Source organism: Ruegeria sp. AB6, assembly GCF_056542685.1.
In genome coordinates this window covers 322,631-343,132 of the sequence record NZ_JBQGAD010000003.1, presented here as the reverse complement: position 1 = coordinate 343,132, position 20,502 = coordinate 322,631, and the positions used below count along the sequence as shown (strand labels likewise).

At 58.4% G+C, this 20,502-nt stretch carries 23 protein-coding genes; 13 read left to right on the top strand and 10 right to left on the bottom strand.

Going from position 1 to position 20,502, the window contains the following annotated elements:
- Positions 1-84: 84 nt before the first annotated feature.
- Genes ACR0DB_RS09720 through ACR0DB_RS09700 form a run of 5 tightly spaced genes read right to left on the bottom strand, consistent with a single transcriptional unit; the run spans position 85 to position 3,463 of the window.
- Entirely contained in the window at positions 85-744 is a 660-nt protein-coding gene (locus ACR0DB_RS09720; protein WP_170789731.1) for a DUF1194 domain-containing protein, read from the bottom strand.
- Between the two features lie 55 nt (positions 745-799).
- Positions 800-1,828 (bottom strand): MaoC family dehydratase, encoded by a 1,029-nt coding sequence (locus tag ACR0DB_RS09715; protein WP_170772539.1) that lies wholly within the window; start codon positions 1,826-1,828, stop codon positions 800-802.
- Positions 1,828-2,034: a DUF1737 domain-containing protein gene (locus ACR0DB_RS09710; protein WP_480550454.1), complete on the bottom strand. Its 207-nt coding sequence runs from the start codon at positions 2,032-2,034 to the stop codon at positions 1,828-1,830. The genes ACR0DB_RS09715 and ACR0DB_RS09710 overlap by 1 nt, the downstream gene beginning before the upstream one ends.
- 10 nt (positions 2,035-2,044) lie before the next feature.
- Positions 2,045-2,599 carry an NnrU family protein gene (locus ACR0DB_RS09705; protein WP_480550452.1) on the bottom strand — a complete coding sequence of 185 codons (555 nt, stop codon included), beginning with the start codon at positions 2,597-2,599 and terminating at the stop codon, positions 2,045-2,047.
- A gap of 6 nt (positions 2,600-2,605) precedes the next feature.
- Complete coding sequence (locus tag ACR0DB_RS09700) at positions 2,606-3,463, bottom strand: HpcH/HpaI aldolase/citrate lyase family protein (protein ID WP_480550450.1); 858 nt, start codon at positions 3,461-3,463, stop codon at positions 2,606-2,608.
- 171 nt (positions 3,464-3,634) lie between these two features.
- Here ACR0DB_RS09700 and ACR0DB_RS09695 point away from each other — a divergent pair, with 171 nt between their 5' ends.
- Positions 3,635-3,934 (top strand): hypothetical protein, encoded by a 300-nt coding sequence (locus ACR0DB_RS09695; RefSeq protein WP_170784899.1) that lies wholly within the window; start codon positions 3,635-3,637, stop codon positions 3,932-3,934.
- On the opposite strand, the gene ACR0DB_RS09690 is transcribed toward ACR0DB_RS09695, so the two are convergent.
- Complete coding sequence (locus ACR0DB_RS09690; protein WP_170784901.1) at positions 3,931-4,686, bottom strand: sulfite exporter TauE/SafE family protein; 756 nt, start codon at positions 4,684-4,686, stop codon at positions 3,931-3,933. The two genes, ACR0DB_RS09695 and ACR0DB_RS09690, sit on opposite strands and share 4 nt — an antisense overlap.
- Before the next feature lie 158 nt (positions 4,687-4,844).
- Here ACR0DB_RS09690 and mdh point away from each other — a divergent pair, with 158 nt between their 5' ends.
- From mdh to lpdA, 12 genes are all read left to right on the top strand, one after another.
- Positions 4,845-5,807 carry a malate dehydrogenase gene (gene mdh, locus ACR0DB_RS09685; RefSeq protein ID WP_170784903.1) on the top strand — a complete coding sequence of 321 codons (963 nt, stop codon included), beginning with the start codon at positions 4,845-4,847 and terminating at the stop codon, positions 5,805-5,807.
- 315 nt (positions 5,808-6,122) lie between these two features.
- Entirely contained in the window at positions 6,123-7,316 is a 1,194-nt protein-coding gene (sucC, locus tag ACR0DB_RS09680; RefSeq protein WP_480550448.1) for an ADP-forming succinate--CoA ligase subunit beta, read from the top strand.
- Between the two features lie 81 nt (positions 7,317-7,397).
- The gene (locus ACR0DB_RS09675; protein WP_480550446.1) at positions 7,398-7,799 is read left to right on the top strand and encodes a hypothetical protein; all 402 of its coding nucleotides are present in this window, start codon (positions 7,398-7,400) and stop codon (positions 7,797-7,799) included.
- A gap of 13 nt (positions 7,800-7,812) precedes the next feature.
- Positions 7,813-8,694, top strand: a complete 882-nt coding sequence (gene sucD / locus ACR0DB_RS09670) for a succinate--CoA ligase subunit alpha (RefSeq protein ID WP_170353524.1) — start codon at positions 7,813-7,815, stop codon at positions 8,692-8,694.
- Between the two features lie 43 nt (positions 8,695-8,737).
- The gene (locus tag ACR0DB_RS09665; protein WP_480550444.1) at positions 8,738-9,394 is read left to right on the top strand and encodes a hypothetical protein; all 657 of its coding nucleotides are present in this window, start codon (positions 8,738-8,740) and stop codon (positions 9,392-9,394) included.
- Positions 9,391-9,933, top strand: coding sequence for a DUF805 domain-containing protein (locus ACR0DB_RS09660; protein ID WP_480550442.1), 543 nt, complete (start codon positions 9,391-9,393; stop codon positions 9,931-9,933). Before ACR0DB_RS09665 ends, ACR0DB_RS09660 begins: the two co-directional genes overlap by 4 nt.
- On the top strand, positions 9,930-12,887 hold the full coding sequence (locus tag ACR0DB_RS09655) for a 2-oxoglutarate dehydrogenase E1 component (RefSeq protein WP_480550440.1): 2,958 nt from the start codon (positions 9,930-9,932) through the stop codon (positions 12,885-12,887). Before ACR0DB_RS09660 ends, ACR0DB_RS09655 begins: the two co-directional genes overlap by 4 nt.
- A 2-nt stretch (positions 12,888-12,889) precedes the next feature.
- A complete protein-coding gene (gene odhB / locus ACR0DB_RS09650; protein ID WP_480550438.1) occupies positions 12,890-14,398 on the top strand; it encodes a 2-oxoglutarate dehydrogenase complex dihydrolipoyllysine-residue succinyltransferase in 1,509 nt (502 codons plus the stop codon).
- Between the two features lie 2 nt (positions 14,399-14,400).
- Entirely contained in the window at positions 14,401-14,670 is a 270-nt protein-coding gene (locus ACR0DB_RS09645; protein ID WP_480550436.1) for a hypothetical protein, read from the top strand.
- Positions 14,671-14,798: 128 nt separating this feature from the next.
- A complete protein-coding gene (locus ACR0DB_RS09640) occupies positions 14,799-15,191 on the top strand; it encodes an MAPEG family protein (RefSeq protein ID WP_170772559.1) in 393 nt (130 codons plus the stop codon).
- Between the two features lie 65 nt (positions 15,192-15,256).
- Positions 15,257-15,646, top strand: a complete 390-nt coding sequence (locus ACR0DB_RS09635) for an MAPEG family protein (RefSeq protein ID WP_170772561.1) — start codon at positions 15,257-15,259, stop codon at positions 15,644-15,646.
- 78 nt (positions 15,647-15,724) lie between these two features.
- Positions 15,725-17,113, top strand: a complete 1,389-nt coding sequence (gene lpdA / locus ACR0DB_RS09630) for a dihydrolipoyl dehydrogenase (protein ID WP_480550434.1) — start codon at positions 15,725-15,727, stop codon at positions 17,111-17,113.
- A gap of 56 nt (positions 17,114-17,169) precedes the next feature.
- Here lpdA and ACR0DB_RS09625 read toward each other — a convergent pair whose 3' ends face one another.
- From ACR0DB_RS09625 to ACR0DB_RS09610, 4 genes are all read right to left on the bottom strand, one after another.
- Positions 17,170-18,213: a sterol desaturase family protein gene (locus ACR0DB_RS09625; RefSeq protein WP_480550432.1), complete on the bottom strand. Its 1,044-nt coding sequence runs from the start codon at positions 18,211-18,213 to the stop codon at positions 17,170-17,172.
- 83 nt (positions 18,214-18,296) lie between these two features.
- Positions 18,297-18,902 (bottom strand): pyridoxamine 5'-phosphate oxidase family protein, encoded by a 606-nt coding sequence (locus ACR0DB_RS09620; protein ID WP_480550430.1) that lies wholly within the window; start codon positions 18,900-18,902, stop codon positions 18,297-18,299.
- Positions 18,889-19,629, bottom strand: a complete 741-nt coding sequence (locus tag ACR0DB_RS09615) for a lysophospholipid acyltransferase family protein (RefSeq protein WP_480550428.1) — start codon at positions 19,627-19,629, stop codon at positions 18,889-18,891. The genes ACR0DB_RS09620 and ACR0DB_RS09615 overlap by 14 nt, the downstream gene beginning before the upstream one ends.
- Positions 19,626-20,501, bottom strand: a complete 876-nt coding sequence (locus tag ACR0DB_RS09610; RefSeq protein ID WP_480550526.1) for a cell division protein FtsX — start codon at positions 20,499-20,501, stop codon at positions 19,626-19,628. The genes ACR0DB_RS09615 and ACR0DB_RS09610 overlap by 4 nt, the downstream gene beginning before the upstream one ends.
- Position 20,502: the final 1 nt, after the last annotated feature.

Here is a 20,502-nt window from a genome sequence, read left to right as displayed (position 1 = left end):
ATCGGCAAGTTGTGATCACGCAAAATAATGACGTGATCACAAAATTAATCACGCGCTCGGAATGTTAGCGCCCGAGCCTCGAATCTATTCCAATCCAGCGGTTTGCTGCGTCACCTCGCGCAGCAGTTTTTTGCGGATGCGCTCGGGGTAATCTTCGAACCCGGCGGCCGACACCACAAAGGCACCTTCACCTACGATGACGTTTTCGAAGAAATATGCCGTAAGGTCGGGTTCGCTTTCTTCGATGGCAATGGCATTCACAGTGACGCCGCGGCGGCGCAAGGTCTCGTGAATTTCGGTCGGCTCAACCCCTTCATTGGAAATTCCATCACCCGAGATGTCGATCAAATGCCGCTTGCAGGTGGCAACCTCGTCAAAATTCACCAGAGTCATCTCAAGTGCTTCTCCGATAGCTGTCGAGAAGTTGCGCCAAACCCGAGGATCAGCACCCACCTGATCAGCAAACCGGTCGAGGGTTTCGAAACTGTCGATTTTGGTCCAGGGGATGGTTATTCTTTGCCGCGACGCGCCGGTCCACTGAACCAGCATCAGGCGCGCGTTTCCGCGCACCAAAGCTTCTGAGACGATGGGATCCCGCAATCCTTCCGCCAGCCCGTCCATTTGGATACGGTATTCCGACGAATCGACCGAACCCGAGACATCCACCGCAAGCGCCAATGCCAAATCACACGCCCAGGCGGGCGGCGAAAGCAGAATGCAGGCAGCTAAGGATCGAAGCAACATGCGCGCAGCCTAGCACGATTGTGCCGAGCTGCGATCACATGAATGTGCGCACAGATCAGATTGGCATCAGCGCCCAATAATCGAGGTCTAAAAGCACGCCCGGCATGTATCGGCCGTCCTCATTTTTCAATTCAAATGGTTCGCCGCCTTTCGTAGCAACCAAACGCAGGCGGATGGCACCTACACCCGGCACACCGGTTTCGGCCTTGTCCAGAACCTCGGACCAGGCCTTGATCGTGTCACCCGCGAAACACGGGTTGGCGTGCGCACCGCCGTTCAGACCCACGATCATCTGCGCGTTGGCCAGGCCATTGAACGACAACGCTCGCGCCATCGAGATCACGTGCCCGCCATAGATCAGTCGCCCCTCGGGGCGGAAGGTCAGGTCGAAATGCACTTTGGCGGTGTTCTGCCAAAGGCGGGTGGCGAGCATATGCTCGGCCTCTTCTATGGTGACACCGTCCACGTGGTTGATCTTTTCGCCGATCTCATAATCGCCCCAGCGATGCGCCTCACCGGCTTGGGCAAAATCGTAGTTCGAGAAATTCAAACCCTGCGGAATGACCAGATCGCTTGGCTCCAACGCCTTTTTCAACTGCGGCACAACCGCTTCGGGCGCGGGGGCGGACAGGTCTGATTTGCGCACCATCACCCAGCGGACATACTCCATGACTGCCTCGTCGCGCTGGTTCAGGCCACGGGTGCGTACGTAAACCACCCCGGTCTTCCCGTTCGAATTCTGCTTGATCCCAATCACTTCGGATTCCGACCGCAACGTGTCACCGGCATAGACCGGCTTCAGCCAGCGCCCCTCGGCATAGCCCAGATTGGCCACCGCATTCAGCGATACATCCGGCACTGTCTTGCCGAACACCACGTGGAAGGCCGCCAGATCATCCAGCGGGCTTTGCGGCAGGCCAGAGGCTCGGGCAAACTCATCCGAAGAATACAGCGCATGACGCGCTGGATAGAGCGCGTGATACATCGCGCGCTCACCATCGGTTACGGTGCGCGGCACCGCGTGCTGCAGCACCTGCCCGACGGAATAGTCCTCGAAAAAGCGGCCCGAGTTGGTTTTTGCCATTATTGTTGTCCCAGTTTCATATCGGGTGAATAGTCGGCCGCGACCTCTTTGGTTACAGCCTGCGCACAGCGCATCACGTTGTTGGCGGCGTCAAAGGCATAAGACGGGTCGCCATACAGCTCCCACCCTTTGGCCAGCGCTTCGGACACTTTGTGGCAAAAGGCCGAGGTGTCCTCTTCGGTCAGCAGACGATAGAGTTTTGCCATCTTATTCCCCTCACGATCCGAACGGCGATGGGCCGACCAGCCCATGGATATAGCCGATGAAACCCAGCAGAACGATCGAGGCCACAAAGAACATCGCGTCTTTGCCGTAAGTTCCGGGTTCGCCGGAGGTCCAGTCAGGTTCGGACTTGTTGATCACGATCACTTCGACCACGGCCCAGGCCAGCAATCCGCCGAACAGGATGATCGAGGCCAGATCGCCATTCACCAGCAGATGCGCAAAGGCCCACAGCTTGAACCCGCCTAGCATCGGATGGCGCAGCTTGTTCAGCAGGCGGCCTTTCTTGGGTGCGGGGCTCATCAGGAAGATGGCAATCAGCACCAGCAGGTTGTTGACGTGGATTAGGAACGTGGGCGGCGCCCAGACATAGATGAAATCGGTCATGCGATAGCCCAAGATCATCAGCAAGATCGAAGCCACCAGCGCCAGTGCCACCGCACCTTTGCCGCCATTACCCATAGCTGCCCGCCGCGCGGGCGCGACGCGTTTGAACAGATGTGCGGCCCACCAAAGCGCCACACCAAAGATCAGAAGAACAAAGCCCATGCTGGCTTACCCCGCTTGCAAAGCTGAAATCGCCTCTGCTTTTGCCAGAATTTCGCGGGCGGTTGCAACGTGCAGGTTTTCAACGATCTTGCCATCCACGACAGCAACGCCCTGCCCCTGCGCTTCGACCTCTTCAAAGGCCGCGATCTGACGTTGCGCCAGATCAATTTCGCTGTCCGAGGGAGCATAGGCCGCGTTCGTGATCTCGACCTGAGCGGGGTGGATCAGCGTCTTGCCGTCAAAGCCCATATCGCGGCCTTGCGTGCATTCTGCGGCCAGACCTTCGCCATCCTTAAAGGCATTGTAGACACCATCCACGATGATCAGCCCCTCGGCCTTGGCGGCCAACAGGCACAGGCCCAGCGAGGTCATCAGCGGCAAGCGGTCGGGGCGGAACCGGGTCTGCAACTCCTTGGCCAAGTCGTTGGTGCCCATCACGAAACCCGCCATCAGCGGATGTGCGGCGATCTCGGCCGCGTTCAGCATCCCACGCGGGGTCTCCATCATCGCCCAGATCGGGATATCGCCGGTGATCGCAGCCAGCGCGTCTACATCAGCGGCCGAGTTCACCTTAGGCAGCAAAACCACGTCGGCATCCATGTCCCGCACGGCCTCGGCATCGGCATGGCCCCATTCAGTGTCCAACCCGTTGATGCGCACGATCTTGACTCGCGCGCCGTATCCGCCTGCGGCCAAAGCTGCCTTGAGTGTTTCCCGCGCGTTCTCTTTTTCATCCGCTGAAACCGCATCCTCCAGATCAAAGATGATCGCATCGACCGGCAGGCTGCGTGCCTTGTCCAGCGCCCGGTCACGCGAGCCGGGAATATACAAAACAGAGCGATAGGGGCGCTGACGAGGGTCCATTGGCCTCTCCCGTAAGAAATAAAGTTGCGCGGAATGGGGCATTTTTTGTCGGAAAGTTCAAGGGCAAAATCGCCGCATCGCAGCATTCGCGACGCAACGTGCGTAGGTTTAACCCGATTTCGGTGCCTGATCCGCACCCTTTGGGACAGATGGATTCGAAAGGGTGCACGTATGAAGAAGACGCTGTTCAAGATGACAATGGGGCTGAGCATCATGGTTCTGGCCGCCCAACAGGTGCAAGCAAGAACCTGCGCTCCGCGCGAAGACGTGGTCAAGCGGTTGGCCGAAACCTATGGCGAGACCCGACGGAGCATCGGAATCGCGAGTCAGGGCGCGGTGATGGAGGTCTATGCCTCGGCCACTAGCGGCAGTTGGACGATCACGGTGACACTCCCGGACGGGAAAACCTGCTTGATCGCCTCCGGTCAGTCCTATGAGAATTTGGCCGAGGCGCTTCCGCCCAACATCTAGGTCAGCGCATCCCAAATCAGCTTGCTGCCTGTCAGGGTCAGAAGCACATAGGCAATGCTAAAGAACAGGCGCTCGGACATCATGAAATGTGCCCGGACGCCCAACCACGCGCCAAGAATGGCGAAAGGGGTCAGTAGTAAATCCGCCAGCGCGGTGTGCCAGGTGAACAGGCCCAGATAGGCGAAAGGCACAAATTTCGCCGCGTTGATCACCCAGAAGACCAGCACGGTGCTGGCCTGAAACTCGGTCTTCGACAGGCGCTGCGACAGCAGGTAGACGGCGGCGGGTGGACCGCCAGCATGGCTGACAAAGCTGGTGAACCCGGCCACCAGCCCCGCAAACAGCCCGGCCGAGGGCGGCAACCGGTTGGCAAATCCGCGAATCCAGCCCTTGCTTTGCGCCATATGCCAGATCACGAACCCAACCGAGATCCCTCCGATCAGCAGGCGCAGCAAATCGTCATCTGTCACGCGGTACAGCCACGCGCCCAGCGCGATGCCGGGCACAGCGCCAAGGATTAACAGGCGCGAATCCGGCCAGCTCCAGCGCTTCCAATAAGGCTTCAACGTGGCAACATCGATCACCATCAGGATGGGCAACATCAGCGCCAGCGCCTGTCCCGGCGTCAGGATCAGTGCCAGAATCGATGAGGATGCAAAGGCCACACCCGACCCGAACCCGCCCTTGGAAATGCCTGCAAAGATCACCGCCGGGATCGCCACCGCAAAAAACACAAAATTCAACTCAAACATGCGGCGGTTCCGAAAAAGCGTATCTCAAAGGCCGTTTAGCGCAATCAAAGCGCCCCAGCAACGGTATGCGGTTGTATGCCGCGTCGTGAAACCCTTGCGTATTGCCGCTTTAGCGACTAGCACAACCGCGATTTCAAAATCCATCGGAGATATTCCACATGGCCAGACCCAAGATCGCGCTGATCGGCGCAGGTCAGATCGGCGGCACGCTCGCCCACCTCGCTGCAATGAAAGAACTGGGTGACGTTGTCCTGTTCGACATCGCCGAAGGCACCCCCGAAGGCAAGGCGCTGGACATCGCAGAATCCGGCCCCTCCGAAGGGTTCGACGCCAAGCTGAAGGGCACCCAGTCCTACGAAGACATCGCAGGCGCCGACGTTTGCATCGTAACCGCCGGTGTCCCCCGCAAACCGGGCATGAGCCGGGACGACCTGCTGGGCATCAACCTGAAGGTCATGAAATCCGTGGGTGAAGGCATCGCCGCCAACGCGCCCGATGCGTTCGTCATCTGCATCACCAACCCGCTGGACGCAATGGTCTGGGCGCTGCGCGAATTCTCGGGCCTGCCGCACAACAAAGTCTGCGGTATGGCAGGCGTTCTGGACTCGGGCCGTTTTGCTCACTTCCTGTCGGAAGAGTTCAACGTCTCCATGCGCGATGTGACCGCATTTGTGCTGGGCGGCCACGGCGACACGATGGTGCCGTCGGTGCGCTATTCAACCGTCGCCGGTATTCCTTTGCCGGATCTGGTCGAGATGGGCTGGACCACGCAGGAGAAACTGGACGCCATCGTTCAGCGTACCCGTGACGGAGGCGCCGAAATCGTTGGCCTGCTGAAAACTGGTTCGGCCTTCTACGCACCGGCCACCTCGGCTATCGAAATGGCCGAAGCTTATCTAAAAGACCAGAAGCGCGTTCTGCCTTGCGCCGCCTATTGCAATGGCGAGCTGGGTGTTGACGGCATGTATGTGGGCGTTCCCACCGTGATCGGTGCCGGCGGCATTGAACGGATCGTCAACATCAAGCTCAACGAAGAAGAGCAAGCTGGCTTTGACAACTCGGTCAACGCCGTGAAAGGCCTGATCGAAGCATGTAAGGGCATCGACAACTCTCTGGCGTAAGCTGCAGACCTAATCTAAATTGAAACCGGTCCAATTCTGGGCCGGTTTTCTTTTGGTCGCGTGTCGTCGCATATCGGTCGCACATGTTGGCGCAAACAGAGTAAATACCGGTTTCTGAATGCGTTACCTATCGCGAAGATGGCGCGCTCGAATCACTTTCCACATCAGTTTATTTTTGTGATCACACCTGAAAATACTGTGATCACAAATAGTGGAAATCTTCGTGAAATACCGCTTTGCTATCAAAAAAGCCTTTAAACTTGTCCCCTACACACCCCTATAAAAGGTCAATCGTAGTCAGACGGGACAATTTCGATGAACATTCACGAATACCAAGCCAAGGCGCTTCTTCGCAGCTATGGCGCCCCGGTCTCCGACGGTCGCGCGGTTCTGCGCGCCGAGGAAGCCAAAACCGCAGCCGGTGAACTGGATGGCCCCCTTTGGGTCGTAAAGGCACAAATCCACGCGGGCGGCCGCGGCAAGGGCAGCTTCAAAGAGGCTGATGCCGGTGAAAAGGGCGGTGTCCGTCTGACCAAATCGGTCGAAGAAGCCGCCGAAGAGGCCAAAAAAATGTTGGGCCGCACGCTGGTCACGCATCAGACCGGCCCTGCGGGCAAACAGGTCAACCGCATCTATATCGAGGCCGGTTCCGGCATCGAGACCGAGATGTATCTTGCCCTACTGGTGGATCGCCAAACCAGCCGTATTTCCTTCGTCTGCTCGACCGAAGGCGGCATGGATATCGAAGAAGTGGCTGCAGCCACGCCCGAGAAAATCCTGTCCTTCTCGGTTGATCCGGCCACCGGCTATCAACCTTATCACGGCCGCCGCATCGCATTTTCGCTGGGTCTGCAAGGCGCACAGGTCAAACAATGCGTCAAACTGATGAGCCAGCTTTACACCGCCTTCGTCGAGAAGGACATGGAGATGCTGGAGATCAACCCACTGATCATCTCGGACAAGGGTGATCTGAAAGTGCTGGACGCCAAGGTTGGGTTCGACGGCAACGCGGTCTACCGCCACCCCGACATCGCCGAACTGCGCGACGAGACCGAGGAAGATCCCAAGGAACTCGAAGCGTCCAAATACGACCTGAACTACATCGCGCTGGATGGTGAGATCGGGTGCATGGTGAACGGTGCCGGTCTGGCGATGGCCACGATGGACATCATCAAGCTGTATGGCGCTGAGCCTGCCAACTTCCTCGACGTGGGCGGCGGTGCCACCAAAGAGAAAGTGACCGAGGCGTTCAAGATCATCACGTCGGACGAAAACGTCAAAGGCATACTGGTCAACATCTTCGGCGGCATCATGCGCTGTGACGTCATTGCCGAGGGCGTTGTGGCGGCCGTGAAAGAGGTCGGCCTGCAGGTTCCGCTGGTCGTGCGTCTGGAAGGCACGAATGTCGAGAAAGGCAAAGAGATCATCAACACCTCTGGCCTGGACGTGATCGCGGCGGACAACCTGAAAGACGGTGCCGAGAAGATCGTGAAGGCGGTTAAGGGGTAAGGGCCGCTACGGGGCCTTTGCTCCGGCAAACGCTCCGGCGGAGCGTTTGAGGCACGAACGGGCGGAGCCCCGGAGAATGTGATGCAATATGTAGAAGCCTTCAATTCCCTCGGTTACGACGTGCCCAATCCTCGTCAAGATTGGAGTGCCGAGAAAAATGACGGTATTTGCATCACGCTCTGGAAATCCGAAGTTCAATGGACGCCTGCACCTCCGCGCCTTGATCTTTGGAAGCGGGCAACACCTGGCACGACCGATTGGGAATTCCTACCCGGTCACAAAAAACGCACCGCCCACTTGGAGCGAGCTGTGTCGGAGTTTGATGGTTGGGTCGACGTAGTCGTCGTGAATGGCACCCCTGGACAAGGATATGGCGCCGCCGACCCTTGGCTGCCGAAACAACGCGCTGAATATGGTTGGCGCGTTCAAGAATTCGATAAGGCGACGGGCTTCTTTTCTGTCGCCGCAGAGAAACTGAAATAGGAGACTCCCCAAAATGGCAGTCCTCATCGACGAAAATACCAAAGTGATCTGTCAGGGCTTTACCGGCTCGCAGGGCACATTCCACTCTGAACAGGCCATTGCTTATGGCACAAAAATGGTCGGCGGCGTGACCCCCGGCAAAGGCGGGATGACCCATCTTGACCTGCCCGTGTTCAACTCGGTCCACGAGGCCAAGCATGTGACCGAAGCCAATGCTTCGGTGATCTATGTGCCTCCGCCCTTCGCGGCCGACTCGATCCTTGAGGCGATTGATGCCGAGATGGAAGTGATCGTCTGCATCACCGAAGGCATCCCGGTTCTGGACATGATGAAGGTGAAACGCGCTCTGGAAGGCTCCAAATCGCGCCTGATCGGCCCGAACTGCCCCGGTGTCATCACGCCGGATGCCTGCAAAATCGGCATCATGCCCGGCCACATCCACAAGCGCGGCTCGGTCGGCGTTGTGTCCCGCTCGGGCACCCTGACCTATGAGGCTGTCAAACAGACCACCGATGTGGGTCTGGGCCAGTCCACCTGCGTCGGCATCGGCGGCGACCCGATCAAAGGGACCGAGCATATCGACGTGCTGGAATGGTTCCTGGCGGATGACGAGACTCACTCGATCATCATGATCGGTGAGATCGGTGGCTCGGCCGAAGAAGAAGCCGCGCAATTCCTGGCCGATGAGGCCAAGAAGGGCCGCAAAAAGCCGGTTGCAGGCTTCATCGCAGGCCGCACAGCCCCTCCGGGCCGCCGCATGGGCCACGCGGGCGCGATCGTCGCCGGCGGCAAAGGTGGCGCCGAGGACAAGATCGAAGCCATGCGCTCGGCCGGTATCGTTGTGGCGGAAAGCCCCGCGACGCTGGGTGAGGCTGTGCTGGAAGCGATCGGGTAAGATGAATTTGTGCGGCGGCATTCGGGTATCGAAAGCGGCATCAATGATCGCCGCCGCACTGTTCTGTTTTGCGTCCAACACTTCGGCGCAGACATTTCAATCTCCTTTTGAATCGGTGACGAATGCGTGCGTCAATCCAAGAATTGAGATGGATGCCCTGAGCAACATGTTGACTGCGCAGGGCTGGTCAGAAATCGCTGATGACGCACTGAGCCAACAGATTTTGGAAGGGTTGGCTGAGCAAGCGTTTGCGGGTGCCTTAGGTCGACCGGGTCCGGTAAAAAACGCTGACTGGTCCCTGCGTTTGAAAATTGAGACGCTCAGAATTCTCATGCTTGCACCGGCTGAGATGGTCAAAGTTTTTCAGCGCTCAGAATTGAAACCACCTGCTTTGTTATTGGTCGACAGAACTGATAGCAGAATGGTTGAATGCTTCACTTCCTCAACCTTTACGGTCGAGGAGATTTGGCTACGCTCCTTCGAACACAAGCGGGGCCTTCGCGATGAGTTCTTTGATATGAGCGGATTGTTGGAGTATGCGATCTATTTACCTTTGCAATCCGCTCCTTTTGGGATGCTGCAAAACCCTACAGGTCCGATTAGCGGGAACGTTACCAGAATCATTCCGGACGCGATCCCAACAGGAAGCGAATACGATCCCAAATATGATGTTTACCTGCACGTCGAGACGCTCCAATGACCTTCTCAGACGCCGTACGCACCTGTTTCTCCAAGTTCTTCACCTTCTCGGGTCGTGCTTCGCGGTCTGAGTATTGGTTCTTTTTCCTGTTCATCGTGATCTGGAGCCTTATCGCAGGTTTCATTGACCTTCAGTTTTTCACGCAAGTCGCCACGACCGAGACCGAAACGACGAGATCCGTCGCTGCCACATCGAGTCAACCGGTGCAGAGCATTGTCAGCCTAATCGTCTTCTTCCCGCACCTCGCGGTCGCATGGCGGCGGATGCATGATACCGGCCGCAGCGGGCTTTATGCTCTGTTTCCGCTGCTCCTGATGGCCGGGGCCGTTGCGGTGCTAGTGTTTGGCATTGGAATGGCGTCCAGCTTCCAGCATGGCGGCAATCTGGATATCCTGTTCACCCGCGCGACTTTACTGATTGTTATACCCACCCTTCTAATCCTGATGATCTCGCCGCTTCTGGTGCTGTGGTGGCTGACCCGCCCCAGCCAGCCAGGCACCAACCAATACGGTCCCAACCCATATGAGGTAACCCAATGACCGAGCACTCGCCCAACTCCGCCTTTCATGCCTCAAGCTTCATGCAGGGGCACAATGCCGAATATCTGGAACAGCTATACGCTCAATACACGCGGGACCCGAATGCAGTAGATGCGGCCTGGGTCGAGTTCTTTCGCGCCATGGGCGATGCCTCACCGGATGTGCAGCGCGAGGCCGAGGGCCCGTCCTGGGCGCGCGCTGACTGGCCACCTATGCCTGCGGATGACCTGACGGGGGCGCTTACCGGTGAGTGGGCCGAGATCGACGCCAAGGCGGCCGGCAAGAAGATCAAGGACAAGGCAGCGGACAAGGGCGTTGCGGTTAGCGAAGATCAGATCAAGCGCGCGGTTCTGGACAGCCTGCGCGCACTGATGCTGATCCGGGCCTATCGTATCCGGGGCCATCTGGCCGCCAATCTGGACCCGCTGGGCATGCGTGCCGCAACCAACCACCCCGAGTTGGACCCTAGGACCTATGGCTTTACCGAGGCCGACATGGACCGGCCGATCTTTATCGACAACGTATTGGGCCTGCAGATGGCCTCGATGCGGCAGATCGTCGATATCGTGAAGCGGACCTATTGCGGCACCTTCGCGCTGCAATACATGCATATTTCCGATCCCGAACAAGCCGCATGGCTGAAGGAGCGGATCGAAGGCTACGGCAAGGAAATCGCGTTCACCAAGGAAGGCCGCAAGGCGATCCTGAACAAGATGGTCGAAGCCGAGGGTTTCGAGAAATTCCTGCACGTCAAATACATGGGCACCAAGCGGTTCGGTCTGGACGGCGGTGAGGCTCTGATCCCCGCGATGGAACAGATCATCAAGCGCGGCGGTGCGCTGGGTGTCCGGGACATCGTCATCGGAATGCCGCACCGGGGCCGTCTGAACATCCTGGCCAACGTGATGCGCAAACCCTATCGCGCGATCTTCAACGAGTTCCAGGGCGGCAGCTTCAAGCCCGAGGATGTGGATGGTTCGGGCGACGTGAAGTACCACCTGGGTGCGTCCAGCGACCGGGAATTTGACGGCAACAATGTCCACCTGTCGCTGACCGCCAACCCCAGCCACCTTGAGGCCGTGAACCCGGTAGTTCTGGGCAAGGTCCGCGCCAAGCAGGACCAGCTGAAGGATGACGAGCGTACGGCGGTGATGGGCATTCTGCTGCACGGCGACGCGGCCTTTGCAGGTCAGGGCGTTGTGGCCGAAGGGTTCGGTCTGTCCGGCCTGCGGGGGCATAAGACCGGTGGCACCATGCATATCGTGGTGAACAACCAGATTGGTTTCACCACGGCGCCTCATTTCAGCCGCTCCAGCCCCTATCCCACCGATATCGCGCTGATGGTTGAAGCGCCGATTTTCCACGTGAACGGTGACGATCCCGAGGCGGTGGTTCACGCCGCAAAAGTGGCGACCGAATTCCGCCAGAAGTTCCACAAGGACGTGGTTATCGACATCTTCTGCTATCGCCGGTTTGGTCACAACGAGGGCGATGAGCCCATGTTCACCAACCCGATCATGTACAAAAAGATCAAGACGCATAAGACCACGCTGTCGCTCTATACGGAACGCTTGGTCAAGGATGGCCTGATCCCCGAAGGCGAAATCGAGGATATGAAAGCCGCTTTCCAGGCCCACCTGAATGACGAGTTCGAGGCGGGGAAAGATTACAAACCCAACAAGGCCGACTGGCTGGACGGGCGCTGGTCACATCTGGACAAAAACAAGGAAGAGTATGTCCGGGGCGACACGGCGATCTCGCCGGAAACCATGGCCGAGGTCGGCAACGCTCTGACCCATGTGCCCGAAGATATCGCGCTGCACAAAACCGTCGGCCGACTTTTGGACCACAAGAAAAAGATGTTCGAAAGCGGCAAGGGGTTCGACTGGGCAACCGGCGAAGCGCTGGCGTTTGGCTCGCTTCTAACCGAGGGCTATCCGGTCCGCTTGTCCGGTCAGGATGCAACGCGAGGGACATTCAGCCAACGCCACTCGGGCTTTGTGCATCAGGAGACCGAGGCACGATACTATCCGCTCAACAACATCCGGGCCGGACAGTCGCACTATGAAGTGATCGACTCGATGCTGTCAGAATATGCGGTGCTGGGTTTTGAATACGGCTATTCGCTGGCCGAACCCAATGCCCTGACCTTGTGGGAGGCGCAGTTCGGCGACTTTGCCAACGGCGCGCAGATCATGTTTGACCAGTTCATCAGCTCGGGTGAAAGCAAATGGCTGCGTATGTCCGGTTTGGTCTGTCTGTTGCCGCACGGGTTTGAAGGTCAGGGGCCTGAACACTCGTCCGCGCGTCTGGAACGCTTCCTGCAGATGTGCGGGCAGGACAACTGGATCGTGGCGAACTGCACGACGCCGGCGAACTATTTCCACATCCTGCGCCGTCAGCTGCACCGGACTTTCCGAAAACCGCTGATCATGGTGACGCCAAAATCACTGCTGCGTCACAAATTGGCCGTCAGCACCGCAGATCAATTCACCACCGGATCCAGCTTCCACCGGGTGCTGTGGGATGACGCGCAGCATGGCAACTCGGACACCAAGCTGGTCGCAGATGACAAGGTCAAGCGGGTCGTTCTGTGTTCAGGCAAGGTCTACTATGACTTGCTCGAAGAACGCGACGCGCGCGGGATCGACGACGTCTACCTGATGCGGATCGAGCAATATTATCCGTTCCCGGCGCATTCGCTGATCAATGAGCTTGAGCGCTTCAAAGGGGCCGAGATCGTCTGGTGTCAGGAAGAGCCCAAGAACCAGGGTGCCTGGTCCTTTATCGAACCCAACATCGAATGGGTTCTGACCCGGATTAAAGCAAAACATACACGGCCCCGCTATGTCGGCCGCGCTACTTCGGCCTCGCCCGCGACGGGTCTGGCCAGCCAACACAAAGCCCAACAAGAAGCGCTGGTTAACGAAGCGCTGAGCATTGAAGGAAAATAATGATGTCCATTGAAGTTCGTGTTCCCACGCTGGGCGAGTCGGTCACCGAGGCCACAGTTGCAACCTGGTTCAAGAAGCCGGGTGACGCAGTGGCCGTGGATGAAATGCTGTGCGAGTTGGAGACTGACAAAGTTACAGTCGAAGTGCCCGCCCCTGCAGCCGGCGTGATGGGCGAGATCGTCGCCGCCGAGGGTGAAACCGTTGGCGTTGATGCCTTGTTGGCCACTATCACCGCAGGAGAGGGCGCAGCCGCTGCTCCGGCACCGGCGGCGGCGGCCCCGGCGGCTGAGGCTCCGGCCGCATCGGGTGGCAGCGTTGACGTAATGGTCCCCACGCTGGGTGAATCCGTGACCGAGGCGACCGTGTCCACATGGTTCAAACAGGTCGGCGACGCCGTCACGCAGGATGAAATGCTGTGTGAGCTGGAAACCGACAAGGTTTCAGTCGAAGTTCCAGCCCCCGCCGCAGGTGTTCTTGCGGAAATCACCGCGCCGGAGGGCACGACCGTTGACGCATCGGCGAAACTGGCCGTGATCTCGGGCGCAGGTGCTGTTGCAGTTCCGGCGGCTGCTCCGGCAGCGGCGGCCCCTGCAGCTGCGGCCACGGGCAAGGACGTGTCCAACGCACCTTCGGCCGAGAAAGCGATGGCACAAGCCGGTCTGTCGGCTGATCAGGTCACCGGCACCGGCCGCGACGGTCGCATCATGAAAGAGGACGTGGCCCGCGCCGTGGCAACGGCTGCCGCACCCGCGCCTGCTGCCTCTCCGGCACCTGCCCCTGCGCCGCGCGCGCCTGTGGCCGCCGATGACGCCGCGCGCGAGGAACGGGTCAAGATGACTCGCCTGCGCCAGACCATCGCCAAGCGTCTAAAAGACAGCCAGAACACCGCCGCCATGCTGACCACCTATAACGAGGTGGACATGACTGAAGTGATGGCACTGCGCAGCCAGTATAAGGACCAGTTCGAGAAGAAGCACGGCGTGCGTCTGGGCTTTATGTCCTTCTTCACCAAGGCCTGCTGCCACGCGCTGAAAGAAGTGCCCGAGGTGAACGCCGAGATCGACGGCACCGACATTGTCTACAAGAACTTCGTTCATATGGGCGTGGCCGCCGGCACGCCGACCGGTCTGGTGGTTCCGGTCATCCGCGATGCTGACAGCATGTCTTTTGCTGCGATCGAGAAAGCCATTGCCGAAAAAGGTAAGCGCGCCCGTGACGGCAAGCTGTCCATGGCTGAGATGCAGGGCGGCACCTTTACCATCTCGAACGGTGGTGTTTACGGCTCGCTGATGTCCTCGCCGATCCTGAACCCCCCGCAGTCGGGTATTCTGGGCATGCACAAGATTCAGGACCGCCCGATGGCGATCAATGGTCAGGTGGTGATCCGTCCGATGATGTATCTGGCACTGTCCTATGACCACCGGATCGTTGACGGCAAAGGCGCGGTGACCTTCCTGGTTCGCGTCAAAGAGGCATTGGAAGATCCGCGCCGCCTGCTGATGGATCTGTAATCATGGCAACCCATGTTCTCTGGCAGGCCGATGTGGCCGATTTCGATGCCTGGCTGACCGTGTTCCGCGAAGATCAGCCTATGCGCAAGGCGGCAGGTATCCACGACCTGCACGTCTGGCGCGATCCCGATCAGCGCGATCACGCCATCGCCATGTTTGAGGTGCGCGATCTGGACAAGGCCCGTGCTTTTCTGGATTCGCAGGAGCTGGCGATGCACCACGAACGCGGCGGCGTTGCCCATATTCAAGTGAAACTGCTGAATCCAGTCTGAACTGAAACAAACCGTGTGCGGGGTCATCTCGCACACGGGCACGCAAATACCCGTGAACCCAGCCTGCCTTCGCGCCCGGTGAATGGTAGTCGCAAGACCGGACTGAGATTGACAAAAGGATACCTATCATGTCTTCCGAGCTTTCGATTCTTGCCCTCTATGGCCTAGTGGTCATTATTGTGGTTTTGCTGAATATCCTGACTGCAATGTCTCAGGTCGGGTTGATGACGCTGGGCGGCGCACGCGATGACATGCCGCCGCTGACCGGCGTCGCAGGTCGGGTGGAGCGCGCTTTGGCCAATTCAGTCGTCGCTATGGCACTGTTTGCACCTGCCATTCTGATCCTGTCCGCCAAGGACGCTTTTACCGGCGGTACGTTGTTTGCCGCGCAGATATTCCTGATCGCGCGGATCGTTTTTGTTCCGATCTACGCGTTTGCCATTCCCGTACCGTTCCTGCGCACAACCGTCTGGCTGGCCGGGTTTTTCGCAACGGCCTATCTATACCTCCAGGCGCTTTGAGGCGTTTTAGGCCGCGGCTTTGACGACGCGGCCACTCTCAGGCCCTGCTAAAATCGGATACCCAAATGACCCCCGAAATCACAGTTCTGACCCTGGCCGCCTTGCTTTGGGCCGTTCAGTTCATTGCCTATCTGGCCGTCAGCCACGGCAAAATGGATGTGAACAAGGCGATCGGGCCCCGCGACACGGAAATTGACCGGCCCGGAGCCTCGGGGCGGATGCATCGTGCGCTCAGCAACCTGACCGAAGGGCTGACCCTGTTTGCCATCGCCGCCCTCGTGATTACCGTGACAGGACAATCGACCTCATTCACCGCCGCTGCTGCCTGGATTTTTCTGATTGCACGCGTCATCTATGTCCCCGCTTATGCGCTGGGTTGGACACCATGGCGTACAATCGTCTGGCTTGTCAGCTTTTTCGCAACTGTCGCAATGCTGCTTGCGGCGCTGTTTTAATCTTGCATCTCACGCTGGTATAAGAAGCCTACGGACCCGGGCGCATGCCCTCCCCGAGAACAACAAAGGACCATTTGAATGGCAAACTATGACGTCATCGTAATCGGAGCTGGCCCCGGCGGCTATGTCTGCGCCATCCGTTGCGCCCAGCTGGGCCTGAAAACCGCCGTTGTCGAAGGGCGTGAAACGCTGGGCGGCACTTGCCTGAATGTGGGCTGCATCCCGTCCAAGGCGCTGCTGCATGCCAGCCATCAGCTGCACGAGGCAGAACATAACTTTGCCAAGATGGGCCTCAAGGGTAAAAGCCCCTCGGTCGACTGGAAACAGATGCAGGCCTACAAGGACGAGGTGATCGACGGCAACACCAAGGGCATCGAGTTCCTGTTCAAGAAGAACAAAATCGACTGGCTGAAAGGCTGGGGCTCGATCCCAGCTGCCAGCCAGGTGAAGGTGGGTGACGAGGTTCACACCGCCAAAAACATCATCATCGCATCAGGATCCGAGCCGTCCTCGCTGCCCGGTGTTGAGGTGGACGAAAAGGTCGTCGTGACATCGACCGGCGCGCTGTCGCTGGGCAAGATTCCAAAAAAGATGGTTGTAATCGGCGCGGGCGTGATCGGGCTGGAACTGGGCTCGGTCTACAGCCGTTTAGGGGCCGAGGTGACAGTGATCGAATTCCTCAAGGAGATCACGCCGGGCATGGACCCCGAGGTTCAGAAAACCTTCCAGCGTATCCTCAAGAAACAGGGTCTGAATTTTGTCATGGGGGCTGCGGTTCAAAAGACCGAAGCCACCAAGACCAAGGCCAAAGTCACCTATAAGCTGTTGAAAGATGACAGCGAGCATATGATCGAGGCCGACACCGTGCTGGTCGCCACCGGGCGCAAACCCTTCTCGGACGGGCTGGGGCTGGACGCGTTGGGGGTTGAGATGACACCGCGCGGTCAGATCAAGGTCGGCAGTGACTGGCAAACCAACGTGCCCGGCATCTACGCCATCGGTGACGTGACCGAAGGCCCGATGCTGGCCCATAAGGCCGAAGATGAAGGCATGGCCGCAGCCGAACAGATCGCAGGCAAGCATGGCCATGTGAACTATGGTGTCATTCCGGGCGTGATTTATACTTGGCCCGAAGTCGCGAATGTAGGCGAAACCGAAGCCACGCTGAAAGAGGCAGGCCGCGCCTACAAAGTTGGCAAGTTCATGTTCATGGGCAATGGCCGCGCCAAGGCAAACTTTGCCGCCGACGGGTTTGTAAAAATCCTCGCCGACAAGGACACTGACCGCATTCTGGGCGCCCACATCATCGGCCCAGCAGCTGGTGACCTGATCCACGAGGTCTGCGTTGCAATGGAATTCGGCGCCTCGGCCGAAGATCTGGCCCTGACCTGCCACGCGCACCCGACCTATTCCGAAGCAGTGCGCGAAGCGGCTCTGGCCTGCGGCGACGGGCCAATCCACAGCTGATACGGAAAAGCGGCGCGATGCTCCGGGTACATCGCGTCGCACCTTAACTTGGCGAATTACTCGGCAGGTTCACTGCTGTGAGGTTGCTGCGCATTATGTTTGGCCCGAAGTTTGCGCCGCATAAGGGTCCATGCGTCCTTGAAGGGCACGAAATACAGTCTCATACAAGTATTCAGTTCCTGGCCTTTGTCTTTCTCGGTCACACCAAATTTCACATCTCGATTGTCGTCCGGCATGACATATGTGCCGAACAACACGTCCCAGACCGGAAACATGAAGGCAAAGTTCTTGTCCAGATGATCCGGGTGACAACTGTGATGCACATGATGATGAGCAGGAGATGGGAAGACCTTGGACCAAACACCAGGCCAACGCAGCCAAATATGGGAATGCCGCAGATTGTAGCCCACGGCATTGAACAAGAACATCAACAGCGGCACACCTAGAATAACGGGAATATTTGGATGATATCCCAGTATGCGAAAGGTAAAACCCGTTACCGCGCCGCTGCCTAGGCCAATCGCCAGGTGATAGAACAGGTTGTCAACGGGATGTTCGCGGAAGTTCGAGATCGGATGCATGACCTCAGCACTGTGATGAACTTTATGAAACTGCCACAACAGTGGAATTTTGTGCTGCAGATAGTGGCAGTAAAAGCCAATGAAATCCAACACCAGAAAGAGCACAAACATATAGACTATGGTGATAGTGGCCCCCACCCAACCTGTGAGGTGTTTGCCATCCTCAACGGTGGAAGGGTCAAACCCACCACTGGCCCAATAATAGGATACCGCCGCAGAGCCGGCCAGAAGACCTAGCAACAGGAAATGCCCAATCAGCATGTGGAAGAAGAAATATCTTACGTCCAGCCACGCTGACGGATGTCGCCAGACTTTCTTTGGAAACAGAAACCCGAAGAACGTCGTTTCTCCGTCAACCTCTGAAGACACACGCCTTTTCCGGGCATAGATCCAGAACGCGATGAGGAAAGAAGTTGCCAGATACAGGACATAAACTCGGTTATCTGGGTTAAGCGGATACAACAACACGCTTTTTGCGTGAACTAGGAACTCTTGCCAGTATGTTTGCAACTGCTGCATCTAAGCCTCCGGTTTCGCTCATCCTATTTTTGCGTCCGTATTTGTCCACCCGTGTGGCGATACCGTGAAATATTGTGGGCTGATCACCACATCGTTTTCTCGGCGCGCGCGCCCCATTCGGCGTCATAGCGCGCGCCGCCTTCGTCTCCGTTCGAAGCTTCGGCCAGGATCTCCCCCATCGTCGGAAGGGTGGCGCTTTTGTCACCACTGCGCCAAGTACGGGCCCGCATCAACGCACGGGCGCATTGGGTGTAGACCTCAGCGATGTCGATAACGATCACCGTGGCGGGGTGTTTGCCCTTTTTGTCAAACCGGGCGGTCAAGCAGGGATCCGCAGTCACGCGGGCCGTTCCGTTCACGCGCACCACGTTGTTGGAACCGGGCACTATGAACATCAGCGCCACGCGCGGGTCACGGACGATATTACGCAGGCTGTCCAACCGGTTGTTTCCACGCCAATCCGGCAGGGCAAGTGTCCTGTCGTCCAGCTCCAGAACCACCGGACCATCGTCGCCACGCGGGCTGCCATCCACACCTTCCGGCCCAACCGTGCTGAGGATGCACAGCCGCGAAGCCATGATCCATTGCCGGTAAAGCGGAGTCAGACGAGGCGCAACTTTGCACAAAGACGGTGCCGCTGGCGTGCCATAGAGTGCCTCGAGCGTTTCGATATCGTCAATGTACTGCATCCAGGTCAAACCCCACTTCCTGCATCAACGCGTTGGAGCGCGTCTCGATCACCTCTTCTAGGCGGGCCAGAAACGGATCGCGGTCAACGCCGGGCTCGATCTGGTCAAGGAAATCGACGATCGCAAGGCCCGGCTTGCGCAAAATGCCCGTGCGGGGCCAGAAAACACCCGCATTGGTCGCCACAGGAATGCACGGAAAGTTAAGCCCCTCATACAGCACGGCGGTTCCAACCTTATAGGGTTTGCGCGCGCCGGGCGCGACGCGCGTTCCTTGCGGGTAGATCACCAACTGGCCGGGTTCGGAAAACTCTTTGGCCACATCCTTGACCATCTTGGCCACCGCCGCGCCACGCTTGCCACGATCCACCGGGATACAGCCCAGCCGACGCGCATATATCCCAATGATCGGTGTCCACATAAGCTCGCGTTTCATGATGAACTTGGCCTGCGGCATGGCATTGAAGATCATCATAATATCAAGAAACGACTGGTGTTTTGCCCCAACAACCACTTCATCAACCGGTGGCGTGCCACGCACTTCACAGCGGATACCGACCATCCAGCTAGCCAGCCACATGGTGCTGCGCGCATAGGTCTTGCACGCCCGTCGCGCACCTTGTTTGGCAAAGATTGCATAGGGGGCGAACACGATCCCAAGAATCAGCATCCACACATAGATCACGATCATGAAGATCAGTGACCGAACCCATTGAACTGCCGCCATCACGAAAGCTCCTTCAATTTGCGCGTTGCCGCCGTCCAGGTCGCCAGAAAAGCCACGGCTGCACCGAGGATCGGGATCAGCGCCGGCAACAACCAGCCCAAACCGCGAAATCCCAGACCGGTCAGAAACCCTCCCTCATCCGAGGCTTCGGGCAATAGCAACACCCCGATCATACCGAACAGAACACCGACCACAGCCCCAAAGAAAGCGCGATAGGTGAAACGGCGCACAAAAGCATGGGCGATGAACCGGTCGCGGGCACCGACAAGCCGCAGAACCTCGATAATCTGGGCATTGGCCGCAAGCGACGCATTAGCCGCCAGAGTAATCATTGCCGCCGTTGCCCCTCCGATCAGCAGGATCGAGATCCAACCCAAACGCCGCAGTGACATGGCCGCATCGACCAGCGGTGCGCGCCAGCGGGTGTGGTCGTCCAGAACGGCGCCCGGTGCCTCGGCCCCCAGACGCAGGCGCAGACCGGCCACATCCATGCCGGGCTCGCCCTCGATAATCTCGATCAATTGCGGTACGGGCAGCGTGTACAGTGGCAGGTCGGACCCGAACCAGGGGGACAACAACGCGATCTGTTCCTCGGCAGTCAACGCGCGCGCCGAAGCCACACCGGGTGTTTGTGACAACACATCCAACGCGGCCTTAGTCTGGGCCGCCATCTGATCAGCCGGGGCATTGATACGCAGGGTGGCCGCACCAGCCAGTTCCGTGGCCCATCGTTCGGCCAAGCGGCCGGAGGCAAACGACAGGGCCAGTGCAAACACCGCCAGAAAGGCCATCGCGCCGGACACGAACAGGGTCAGATGCGCCGTATACCCGGTGGGGGGCACCACCCGGTCGGCCCTGCTATCGGGCAACAGCATG